10 protein-coding genes are annotated in these 12,130 nt (G+C 45.9%); 8 read left to right on the top strand and 2 right to left on the bottom strand.

Annotated elements, in window-relative coordinates; genetic code table 11:
* Positions 1-70: 70 nt before the first annotated feature.
* Positions 71-547 carry a tRNA (cytidine(34)-2'-O)-methyltransferase gene (locus tag LRQ06_RS08430; RefSeq protein WP_232765925.1) on the top strand — a complete coding sequence of 159 codons (477 nt, stop codon included), beginning with the start codon at positions 71-73 and terminating at the stop codon, positions 545-547.
* A 42-nt stretch (positions 548-589) separates the two neighbouring features.
* On the opposite strand, the gene LRQ06_RS08425 is transcribed toward LRQ06_RS08430, so the two are convergent.
* Positions 590-1,063: an FxsA family protein gene (locus tag LRQ06_RS08425; RefSeq protein ID WP_232765924.1), complete on the bottom strand. Its 474-nt coding sequence runs from the start codon at positions 1,061-1,063 to the stop codon at positions 590-592.
* A 224-nt stretch (positions 1,064-1,287) separates the two neighbouring features.
* Between LRQ06_RS08425 and LRQ06_RS08420 the strand changes: the two genes are divergently transcribed.
* Together LRQ06_RS08420 and LRQ06_RS08415 are read left to right on the top strand one after the other, a co-directional pair.
* Positions 1,288-3,198, top strand: a complete 1,911-nt coding sequence (locus tag LRQ06_RS08420; protein WP_232765923.1) for a GGDEF domain-containing protein — start codon at positions 1,288-1,290, stop codon at positions 3,196-3,198.
* An 83-nt stretch (positions 3,199-3,281) separates the two neighbouring features.
* A complete protein-coding gene (locus tag LRQ06_RS08415; protein WP_232765922.1) occupies positions 3,282-5,003 on the top strand; it encodes a protein-disulfide reductase DsbD in 1,722 nt (573 codons plus the stop codon).
* Between the two features lie 42 nt (positions 5,004-5,045).
* Here the strand turns inward: LRQ06_RS08415 and LRQ06_RS08410 are convergent, their stop codons facing one another.
* A complete protein-coding gene (locus LRQ06_RS08410) occupies positions 5,046-5,717 on the bottom strand; it encodes a 7-cyano-7-deazaguanine/7-aminomethyl-7-deazaguanine transporter (protein ID WP_232765921.1) in 672 nt (223 codons plus the stop codon).
* Positions 5,718-5,997: 280 nt separating this feature from the next.
* Between LRQ06_RS08410 and gmk the strand changes: the two genes are divergently transcribed.
* The 5 genes from gmk to recG all read left to right on the top strand — a co-directional run bounded on the left by gmk (position 5,998) and on the right by recG (position 12,115).
* Entirely contained in the window at positions 5,998-6,621 is a 624-nt protein-coding gene (gene gmk / locus LRQ06_RS08405; RefSeq protein WP_232765920.1) for a guanylate kinase, read from the top strand.
* A gap of 109 nt (positions 6,622-6,730) precedes the next feature.
* Complete coding sequence (gene rpoZ, locus LRQ06_RS08400; RefSeq protein ID WP_004405947.1) at positions 6,731-7,003, top strand: DNA-directed RNA polymerase subunit omega; 273 nt, start codon at positions 6,731-6,733, stop codon at positions 7,001-7,003.
* Positions 7,004-7,042: 39 nt separating this feature from the next.
* Positions 7,043-9,157, top strand: coding sequence for a bifunctional GTP diphosphokinase/guanosine-3',5'-bis pyrophosphate 3'-pyrophosphohydrolase (gene spoT / locus LRQ06_RS08395; protein WP_232765919.1), 2,115 nt, complete (start codon positions 7,043-7,045; stop codon positions 9,155-9,157).
* 111 nt (positions 9,158-9,268) lie between these two features.
* The gene (gene trmH / locus LRQ06_RS08390) at positions 9,269-9,955 is read left to right on the top strand and encodes a tRNA (guanosine(18)-2'-O)-methyltransferase TrmH (protein WP_232765918.1); all 687 of its coding nucleotides are present in this window, start codon (positions 9,269-9,271) and stop codon (positions 9,953-9,955) included.
* Between the two features lie 75 nt (positions 9,956-10,030).
* The gene (gene recG, locus LRQ06_RS08385) at positions 10,031-12,115 is read left to right on the top strand and encodes an ATP-dependent DNA helicase RecG (protein ID WP_232765917.1); all 2,085 of its coding nucleotides are present in this window, start codon (positions 10,031-10,033) and stop codon (positions 12,113-12,115) included.
* Positions 12,116-12,130: the final 15 nt, after the last annotated feature.

Here is a 12,130-nt window from a genome sequence, read left to right as displayed (position 1 = left end):
TCATTATTTGCCTGAAATGCTCTTGGGTATATACTCTTGCCATCCATTTCCGACCAGCAAAGATCCTATCATGTTTGATATTGCTTTATATGAACCTGAAATCGCCCCCAATACTGGAAACATTATTCGTTTATGTGCAAACTGTGGTGCCAGCTTACACTTAATTGAACCTTTGGGGTTTGACTTAGAAGAGAAAAAGGTCCGCCGGGCCGGTCTTGACTACCGGGACCTAATGAACGTAACCCGACATCAAAACTATCCGGCTTTTCTTGAATACTTAGAAAACAGAGGAAAACCATACCGGCTCTTCGCATGCACAACAAAAACAACGGGTCATCATGTTGATCCGCACTATGCGCAGGGCGATGTTTTGCTCTTCGGGCCGGAAACCCGAGGCCTGCCTATAAATATCATCGAAGGCCTGCCGCTGGAACAACGAATCCGTATCCCGATGATGGCAGAAGCCCGCAGCCTGAATTTATCAAACGCCGTTGCTATCATTGCTTATGAGGCCTGGCGTCAAATGGACTTCGACGGAGCTCAATAAACACAGTCTATCAACTCAGTAACTAGACTCAGTGGGGGGAACTTACTTTAGTTTGTGGTGATCATCGCTGTCTTTACGCTCATATTCACCCTCATAAGTATTACCATCATCTTGGCTGGTATTATGATATGAGTGGTGAAACCCTGGATTAAACTGCCCCTGAACCACCACTTTCTTCATCAGGTACTGAGCAAGCATTGCACGTGGGCCCGGAAGCAAAATAACCATCCCCAGAGCATCGGTCATAAAACCGGGAGTTAACAGTAATACACCGGAAACCGCCAGCAACACACCTTCCAGAATTTGCCTGGCTGGTAATTCTCCCTGATTAAGCCGTTGCTGAACGGTCATTAATGTCTGCAAGCCCTGACTGCGTACCAAAGACGCCCCGACAAATGCCGTTAACAACACTAACGCAATGGTTGTCCAAAATCCCAAGAAACCGCCGACCTGTATAAATAACGCAATTTCTATTACTGGAACAGCAATAAAAAATAAAAGAATGATAGGAAACACACAACCTCCGCACCAATATGTTTCACTAGTTTATCCTATTCTCTGCCATATTCCGAATTCACCTGACAAATTTGTCATCAGCAGTAATCTCTGTTTTCGTATTAATGCGGATAGGAAACCGAGAACCATTGCTATTAGCAAAAATTTGATGGCAAAAAACCACTCATACACTAGCTTTAAGAGAGGCTCATAATAATCTGGTGGCATAAGGTATCAGGATAAGAATGAAAACCTCAATTCAAGTACTCCAAAAAATGCTGTTAGTCTGGCTGATACTGTCAGTCATACCTTTAATTTACTACCGCCATACTACCAGTGAGGCCCATCATTTTTTAATTGCCCGTTTTGAAGAGCAGGGAAACCAGTTTCTATCATTTGTTGATGACAGGGCAAACCGACTTCACACCCAAATTAGAAATACTTTCAAAGAATTAAGCCAGTCACCTTTACTGTATGATTTTGCAAAGTCAAGCGAACCACGCTTGAAAGAGTACATCGAGCACCAATGGCTGATAACAGAAGAAAATGTCCGGTATTTTTACCAACTTCGTTACTTAAATACTCAGGGTAAAGAGATTATAAGGGTCGAATCAACACCATTAATGACGGTCCCATACATCGTACCGGACAATCAGTTGCAAGAAAAAGGCACCCGTGACTATTTTATTTATGCCAGCCACCTGAAACCTGGGGAGCAAGGCTCATTTGGTATCGATCTGGAATATGAACACGGAAAACCGTTAATTCCCTATAAACCCGGATTCCGGCTGATCTATCCTATTGATATAGATGGGAAGCGTTATGGTTACTTTATTGCTAATCTGGAAGTACTGGAAACCATTGATTACATTACATCCAGCCAGCAAAACTATTCCGTCAGCTTCGTCGATACTAAAGGCTATTACCTCCTGAGCAGTGACAGCACCAAACTTTTCGGCAATCTCATCAAAGAACGAAATGATATGAATCTGCCAACTCAAAATCCAGAGTTATGGCAGCAAATATCATCCTCTAAAACCCGAAGCGGAGCCATGCTATCGCCAAAAGGCCTTTACGTTTACAAACCTTTCTCCGCTCCCCTTTTCGACACAAAAAGAAAACTGACACTGGTCACCCTGATACCGACAAACCAAATCAGTGAAGTTCTGAGAAGTCATGACCGGGAAACACAAAATGATGCGCTGACTCTTTTGTTATTACTTGGCTTGCTATCCGGACTGGTTGCCATTTTCTGGGTTAATTATTCCAAAATGAACATTGAAAGAATTTTCAGCCGAAGTGTCCTTGACAATAGTATCCCGGTGGCTTTAACCGATGCGAACCATCAGGTCCTCATGGGAAACACGCTCTTTTGCCATCTTTTGGAACTTGAGCAATCAGAACTCAAAAACATCAATCTCCTGAAAGTGGACCGCATCCGTCTTTCCAGACTGAAACTCAAACAGGCTCTATCCGTCAGCGAGCACTGGCAAGATGAGTGTGACATTCACGGCGTCTCATACCAGCTCGAAGTAAAAGAGCTGCCCGGTTCTTTTCACAGCAACAAACAATATATGTACTCTTTCATTGATATCTCAGAACAACTTCAGGTCATCGATGAACTCAAAAATCAAAGCCAGAAAGATCCGGCAACCGGGTTGTGGAACAAGAAAAAATTCAATGACAGTCTCGGCCATTATTCCCGTTTAAAACGCCGCTATAAAAATCAGCCTATGAGCTGTCTGGCAATCATCGATATTGATGACTTCAAAAACATCAACGACACTTATGGTCATCAGTCTGGTGATGATGTCATTGTTAGCTTAGCGGAAAAACTGACTAATCAGTTACGTGATACCGACATTATTGCCCGTATCGGGGGGGATGAATTTGCAGTAATACTTCAGCACATTGATATCAAATCTGCCTACGAACTGATGCACCGGTTCAACCACTCTATCAACACTGTCAACAATATTCCGATTACTGTCAGTATTGGCATCACCGAAATCGACGAGGACAGTCAGTTAACCTTCATGTATGCTGATAAAGCACTATACCGTTCTAAAAGAAAAGGGAAAAATACCGTCTCGGCTCATAAATTTGAAAGTTTAACTATTGTAGAAAATACCACCAAGGCGGAGCGGCAGCGCTAAGCTCTGTTTCATACCATCGCTGGTATATCTCTTTCATAACTGTTAGCTTATCATCCGGTCTGAATTACTTTCATCTACTCGTTATGCTCAGAACTTTATTACTGGTTGTCAGTTTATTATTATCTCAGTACTCTCAGGCGGCATTTAAATCAGGCCAGACAGACCCGTTTGGCCAGTCATCCAACGATTTTGTGACCGTCGATCAAGCCTTTGCATTCAACGCGGTTCAGTCAGGCAATCAACTCAATATCGACTGGCAAATAAAATCCGGCTACTACCTGTACAAAAAAAATATAACAATCAATGCGAAGAATGTCATTTCCGGACCATTAACCTTGCCCGAAGGATTGCCTCATCGGGATGAATTTTTCGGGAAGGTAGAAATATACCGGGATTCTCTGTTCCTTTCTTTGTCACTCAACGGCATAAATCCCGGCGCTTCCATCAGCATTCAGTATCAGGGCTGTGCCGATAAAGGATTCTGTTACCCTCCGGAAACCCGCACTATCACACTGACACCAACACAGGTAAAAACGACCGGGCTCTCTTCTCCGGTTTCTGAGCAAAATCAGATTGCTGCCCAGTTATCCGATAACTACTGGACCCTCTTTTTTATGTTCGCTCTGGGAATAGGGCTGGCTTTTACCCCTTGTGTTCTGCCCATGTATCCGATTCTGACCAGCATTGTTCTGGGACAACGGAAACTAACCAGAAAGCAGACCTTTTCACTTTCATTTACCTATGTTCAGGGAATGGCACTGACCTACACCATTCTAGGTCTGATTGTTGCGTCTGCCGGATTACAGTTTCAGGCTTATTTACAAAATCCGTACGTACTGAGCACATTAAGCCTTCTGTTTATTTTGTTGGCTCTGTCGATGTTTGGCCTGTTTTCACTTCAGTTACCACCGTCGCTACAGACCCGGCTCAATGAATGGAGTAACGGACAGAAAGGCGGAACATTTGGGGGGGTATTTGTGATGGGGGCGATTTCCGGTCTGGTCTGCTCACCATGCACCACGGCACCACTATCCGGTGCTCTGATTTACGTATCTCAAACTGGCAACCTTTATATCGGCGCTCTGGCTCTTTATCTTCTCGCTCTGGGCATGGGAGTCCCCTTAATTGCTGTAGCGTTATTCGGCCAGCAGATACTTCCCCGTTCCGGCATGTGGATGGACAAAGTAAAACAGTTGTTTGGCTTTGTTCTGTTGTCAGCCCCTCTGTTCTTACTGGAAAGAATATTACCTGCGACCGTTTCATCGCTTCTTTGGACTCTGCTCGCTACTTCAGCCATTACCTGGCTGCTTTGGGCCAGCTTTAGAAATGACTCCGGACTCAAAACGAAAATAGCGGGAGTCATACTGTCAGCCGGTATTGCCTTTATTACCATCACCGGCGTATTGCTCCCGTCCTGGCATGAATCGCATTCACTGGCATTTATCCGGGTCACTACGGTCAGTCAGCTGGAACAACAGTTAAAACAGGCCAAAAATGATGGGAAACCCGTTATGATTGATTTTTATGCCGACTGGTGTGTCGCGTGTAAAGAATTCGAAAAGTACACGTTTTCAAGCGAAAACGTGCAGCAGGCATTGTCCGGTTATACCCTCATTCAGGCGGATGTAACCGCCAACAACCAAAACGATCAGGCACTGTTGAAACACCTTCACATTCTGGGTTTGCCTACCTTACTGTTCTGGGACAAACAAGGGAACACGTCACCATCAACCCGGATAACCGGCTTCATGAATGCTGACGATTTCATGATACATCTGGATCGGATCAATAATATCCAGCCATAAAAAAGCCCGGCAGAGCCGGGCTGATATCCGTAAAACTACCGCTCAGGCATTAATACCTACAATTTTCAGCCCCGGATTCACCGAGGTAAGCTTACGAACCAGATAATTCAGGAGAATACCGTACATTGGAACAAACAGTCCCAGACTAATCAATAACTTAAAGCTGTAATCCACCATCGCAATTTCAGTCCAGTGCTGCGCCATAAACGGATCAGGACTTTGATAGAAAGCGATCCCAAAAAATGAAATAGTATCAAACGCATTACCGAATACTGTTGATGCCGCCGGAGCTATCCACCATTGTCTTAACTGACGCAGACGGTTAAAAACATGGACATCAAGAATCTGTCCCAGTAAATATCCCATAAAGCTTGCAGCCGCAATACGGAAAACAAACAGATTAAATTCAGAGAGCGGAGCCAGTCCCTGATATTCACCCTGATGAAAGACAACTGAACAGCCGTAAGACAGAGCAAGTGCAGGTAGCATAACCAGAAAAATAATTTTCCGGGCCAGAGACGAACCGAAAATACGAACAGTTAAATCGGTTGCCAGAAAAATAAACGGAAACGTAAAAGCTCCCCAGGTGGTATGGAAACCAAAAATAACAAAGGGTATCTGGACCAGATAATTGCTGGATACAATCACCAACAGATGAAATACAACCAAATACGAAAGGGCTTTACGTTGCTGAGAAGGGGTAAATTGACTCATGTTATACCTTTTTAGTTTGATTTGGGGGCGAGGGAACCCAAACGAAGTTAAACTTCATTCAACAATGTGATGTGATGATTTTTTCATCACCTCTTCAGGAGCGGCGATTATACGCGAAGTTTTAATAAGTGCAATCCCCTGTCGATCGTTTAAAACTTGAGAAGATCGTCAGGATCGTGATACTCTTCGCCTCCATTTTCTGCCTGTCGGCAAAACCCGCAGGCAATACAGGTAAGACTATCTTAAAATAACTTCTTCAATTGACTGTGGAATTGTAATTATGGGTAAAGGTACTCTTTATATCGTTTCAGCACCGAGCGGTGCCGGTAAATCAAGTTTGATTGCGGCATTACTGGAAACCAACCCGACTTATGCGATGAAAGTGTCTGTCTCTCATACAACCCGGGGCATGCGTCCAGGCGAAGAAGACGGTGTTCATTACCACTTTATCCGGAAGGAAACATTTGAAGAACTGATCGCCAAAGGTGAATTTCTTGAGTACGCCGAGGTATTCGGAAACTACTACGGTACATCACGTATCTGGATCGAAGATAATCTGAAAAAAGGCATTGATATCTTTCTGGATATCGACTGGCAGGGAGCGCAGCAAATTCGTCAGCAAATGCCACAGGCAAAAAGTATCTTTATTTTACCACCTTCGAAAGAAGAGCTGGAAAGACGTCTGACGGCCCGGGGCCAGGACAGTGATACGGTGATAGCGAAGCGAATGAATGAAGCCCGGTCAGAAATTTCCCACTATGCGGAATACGATTACGTCATCGTAAATGATGATTTTGATGTGGCTCTGATTGATTTAAAGGCCATCATCCGTGCGGAAAGATTGAAAGAAGAGAAGCAAGCTGCTAAATATAACCCTATGCTTACCGAGCTCTTAGCAGAATAAGCCTGAATTTATCATTTATGTAAGGTCTGCAACTAGCCTATCAATGTGTTAAGTTGTATACTTTACGGTCACTTGTTGTAATTAATATATTTAACTATTTGGAGTTCTCATGGCACGCGTAACTGTACAAGACGCTGTTGAAAAAATTGGCAACCGTTTCGACTTAGTTCTTATTGCGGCACGCCGCGCACGTCAAATGCAAACTGGCGGTAAAGATTCTCTGGTGCCGGAAGAGAACGATAAACCAACCGTCATTGCTCTACGTGAAATCGAAGAAGGTCTGATCACAAAAGAAGTTCTGGATGCACGTGAACGTCAGGAACAACAAGAACAGGAAGCGGCTGAACTTGCAGCCGTAAGCAGTATCGCTCACAACCGTTAATCGTGAGTGTAAAATCACACAACATCACGGGCCTGTAATTTGTATCTATTCGATAGCCTCAAAGACGTTGCCCAGGAATACTTGTCAGAGCCTCAAATTGAGGCTCTGCGTCACTCTTATGTGGTAGCGAGAGATGCCCACGAAGGGCAAACCCGGTCAAGCGGCGAACCTTATATTATTCACCCTGTCGCCGTCGCACGTATTTTAGCTGAAATGCGTCTTGATCTGGAAACACTGCAAGCCGCTCTTCTCCACGATGTCATCGAAGACACGGAAGTAGCCAAGGCAGAGTTGGAAACGATGTTCGGAACCGCCGTGGCTGAGCTGGTTGACGGGGTATCGAAACTCGACAAACTGAAATTTCGTGATCGAAAAGAAGCACAGGCTGAAAACTTTCGTAAGATGATCCTTGCGATGGTTCAGGACATAAGAGTTATCTTAATCAAACTGGCTGACCGCACTCATAACATGCGGACACTGGGCGCATTGCGTCAGGACAAGCGTCGCCGGATTGCACGGGAAACGCTTGAGATATTTGCTCCGCTGGCACACCGTCTGGGTATTCACAATATCAAAACAGAACTGGAAGAGTTAGGTTTTGAAGCACTCTACCCAAATCGTTATCGTGTGCTGAGAGACGTTGTAAAATCAGCTCGTGGTAACCGAAAAGAGATGATTCAACGAATTCACAGCGAAATTGAAGGTCGCCTCAGAGATTTCGGGCTCACGGCAAGAGTGCAGGGCCGAGAAAAAAATCTTTTCTCTATCTACAACAAAATGAAAACCAAAGAGCAACGCTTCCATACCATCATGGATATCTACGCGTTCCGGATCATCGTCGATACACCCGATGCCTGTTACCGGTCTCTTGGTCAGGTCCACAGTCTGTATAAACCTCGACCCGGCCGGGTGAAAGACTACATTGCAGTACCAAAAGCCAACGGATATCAATCCTTACACACCTCTATGGTGGGACCTCACGGGGTTCCGGTGGAAGTTCAGATCCGCACGGAAGACATGGATCAAATGGCTGATAAAGGGGTTGCCGCTCACTGGTCATACAAAACTAACGGTGAGCGTTCCGGTACAACGGCTCAGGTGAAAGCACAACGGTGGATGCAAAGCCTGCTGGAACTTCAGCAAAGTGCTGGTAACTCATTCGAATTCATTGAAAATGTTAAATCGGATCTGTTCCCGGACGAAATTTATGTCTTTACACCGAAAGGGCGTATTGTCGAATTACCAGCCAATGCCACTGCGGTTGACTTTGCTTATGCCGTACATACTGACATCGGTAATACCTGTGTCGGAGCAAGAGTCGATCGCAACCCTTATCCTCTCAGTAAGGCACTGAAAATTGGTCAGACTGTTGAAATAATCAGTGCTCCGGGAGCCCGACCCAACGCCGCCTGGCTGAACTATGTAGTGACTTCCCGCGCCCGGACGAAAATTCGTCAGGTTCTAAAAACCATGCGCCGCGAAGAGTCCATCAGCCTTGGCCGCCGTTTGCTGAACCATGCACTGGGTGATCACGCGCTGAACGACATTGATCCAAACACTATTCAGATTATCATTGATGAACAGAAAATGTCATCTCTGGATGATTTGCTTGCCGCAATTGGTCTGGGTGAACTGATGAGCATTGTGATTGCACGTCGCTTACTCGGCAATGCCGATGAAATCATTGTCAAAGACAGTGACAAACCGAAACGGAAACTGCCAATACGCGGAGCCGAAGGCATTTTGCTGAACTTTGCCAACTGTTGTCATCCCATTCCGGATGATCATATCGTCGCCCATATTTCCCCCGGAAAAGGCTTGGTTATTCACCGGGAAAGTTGTGCAAACGTTCGGGGATACCAGCGCGAGCCGGAACGTTACATGGCGGTAGAATGGTCTGATGATTATGATCAGGAATTCGTGACCGAGCTAAAAGTGGACCTGATGAATAATCAGGGAGCACTGGCAGAACTCACCAATGTCATAGCCAATACCGGTTCAAATATCCATGGTCTGTCAACAGAAGAAAAAGACGGACGCCTATACACGGTAACCGTTTTACTAACGACCAAAGATCGTGTTCATCTGGCCGGAATTATGCGTAAAATCCGTGTCATGCCACAATCTCTGAAAGTCCGGCGGAAACGGAGTTAATTTTACTTTAAGTTCAGACCGACAGCACCGACACGTAATCACCGCCCTTGATACCTGATATCAAGGGCGTCATTTTAGTTATTAATCAGGCGGCTTTAGCCCTCAATTATTATGAATATTGATCGTTACAACCGGATTCAGGAAGTTCTTAAATCCCGACAACCTGACTTAACACTCTGTTTAGAAGAAGTCCACAAGCCCAATAATGTCTCAGCCATCATTCGCACAGCGGATGCCACCGGTCTCAGTAAAATTCATGCCGTCTGGCCCACGGAGGACATGCGGACTCTGTCACACACCTCAGCCGGGGCAAGAAACTGGGTTGAAGTAGACACTCATTCTTCAATCGATACTGCCGTGTCTCACCTCAGAAAACAGAATATGCAGATACTGATTACCAATCTCTCTGATTCTGCAGTGGATTTTCGTGACATCGACTATACCAAACCAACTGCCATCATTCTCGGCAGTGAAAAAACCGGCATCTCTGAACAAGCACTGGCACTAGCGGATCAGGATATTGTCATCCCTATGGTCGGCATGGTGCAGTCGCTTAATGTGTCTGTGGCCAGTGCACTTATTCTTTACGAAGCGCAGCGTCAGCGCCAGTTGGCAGGCATGTATGACCGGACAGTCAGTGCTCTGCCAGAGAAAGACATTCACCGCATTCTGTTCGAGCGGGGTCATCCGGTTTTAGCCCGGGTCGCCAGAAAAAAGGCTCTGCCTTATCCGCCACTGGATGACGAAGGACAAATCGTTGCAGATAAAGACTGGTGGACTGCGATGCAGGCCAAATAATTCTCAAAAAACCTGTACAAAAAAACAGTTCAATGATTGAATAACCCTACGTTAACCGATTGATAGAGTCCTGTTATGTCACAACTTTTATCTGCTGTTCCTCTGACCTCCCTGAGCGGGGTTGGTGCAAAAGTAGCTGAAAAGTTAGAAAAAATAGGACTCTTAACCGTCCAGGATCTTCTGTTTCACCTTCCTCTTCGTTATGAAGACCGTACCCGTATCTATCCGATTATCCAGTTACATCCCGGTTTGTGGGCCGCAGCTCAGGGAAAAGTCATGTCCACAGATACGATCTTTGGCCGTAAAAAAATGTTAACCGTCAAAATCAGTGACGGAAACGGAACACTTACCCTGCGATTTTTCAATTTCAATGCCGGTATGAAAAACAATTTCAGTGAAGGCAGGATGGTCCATGTTTATGGAGAGATCAAACGGGGAAATTACGGTCTGGAGATAGTCCATCCGGACTATAAATTTTTTACATCACAAAAAGCGCCGGTTCAGGAAGCCAACCTGACAGCCGTATATCCAACAACCGAAGGGCTACGTCAGATTACCATCAGAAATCTGACGGATCAGGCGTTAGATCTGCTTGAAAAATCGGCGGTACAGGAACTGCTTCCGGACGGATTGTATGATCACCAGATGACACTGGCACTGGCACTACACACCATTCATCGTCCCCCGGCGGATATCGATCTTGAGCAGTTCGACCGGGGACGTCATCCAGCTCAGCTACGACTGATTATGGAAGAATTGCTGGCACAAAACCTATCGATGCTTGCCATACGAAGCAAAGGACAAACAGAAGATGCCCCGCCGATACCTTCCGGTGCTCAAACATCGTTAATGGCAGCCTTTTTAAACCAGTTACCTTTTGAACCAACTGGAGCACAAAAGCGGGTTGCCGGTGAAATAGAAGCGGATCTGGCCAAACCCCATCCTATGATGCGCCTGGTTCAGGGAGACGTCGGTTCCGGTAAAACCTTAGTGGCTGCCCTCGCCGCTTTATCCGTCATCGGGCAGGGATATCAGGTTGCTCTGATGGCCCCAACGGAACTTCTGGCAGAACAACACGCGAATAACTTCGAAAACTGGCTGACGCCATTAGGACTAAAGACTGGCTGGCTGGCCGGTAAATTAAAAGGAAAAGCCAGAGAAGTGGCGCTGAAAAGCATTGCCAATGGCGAAGCAAACATCGTCGTCGGGACTCATGCGTTGTTTCAGGAACAGGTTGAGTTTCACAAACTAGCGTTAGTGATTATTGATGAACAACACCGCTTTGGCGTTCATCAACGCTTAGAGCTAAGAGAAAAAGGGGCAAAAAACGGCTGGTACCCACACCAGCTGATTATGACGGCCACCCCCATTCCCAGAACACTGGCAATGACTGCCTATGCCGATCTGGAAACGTCCGTTATTGATGAATTGCCTCCGGGCAGAACCCCTATTCAGACCGTTGCCATTCCGGATACCAAACGGGATAACATTATTCAGCGCATTCATGATGCTTGTGTGTCGGAACAAAAGCAAGCCTACTGGGTCTGCACACTGATCGATGAATCGGAAATCTTGGAAGCACAGGCTGCCGAGGAAATCTGTCAGGAACTGCAACGCAAACTGCCGGACGTTAAAATCGGTCTGGTTCACGGCAGAATGAAAGCCGCTGAAAAACAATCGGTAATGCAGCGCTTTAAAGAGAATGAACTGCACCTTTTGGTTGCCACAACGGTGATTGAAGTTGGGGTGGATGTTCCCAATGCCAGTCTGATGATCATCGAAAACCCGGAACGCCTCGGGCTTGCCCAGCTCCACCAGCTAAGGGGGCGTGTCGGCCGGGGCTCCGTTGCCAGTCATTGTGTCTTACTCTACCATCCCCCTCTGTCAAAAACGGCACAGAAACGTCTTGGCGTCATGCGTGAGAGTAATGACGGCTTCGTTATTGCCCAACGAGATCTGGAAATCCGCGGGCCGGGTGAACTTCTGGGAACCAAGCAAACCGGTCTGGCCGATTTTAAAATTGCCGACTTAGTTCGTGATCAGCAATTAATACCGGAAGTACAAAGAATTGCCCGTCATTTGCACGATAATTTCCCGGAAAATACGAAGGCCATCATTGAACGCTGGCTGGGGGAAAGAGATATATACTCCAAGGCCTGATTCCCGATAATCCCG

This window comes from Vibrio salinus (assembly GCF_021272385.1).
GTDB lineage: Bacteria > Pseudomonadota > Gammaproteobacteria > Enterobacterales > Vibrionaceae > Vibrio > Vibrio salinus.
This window is presented reverse-complemented; position numbering and strand designations above follow the sequence as displayed.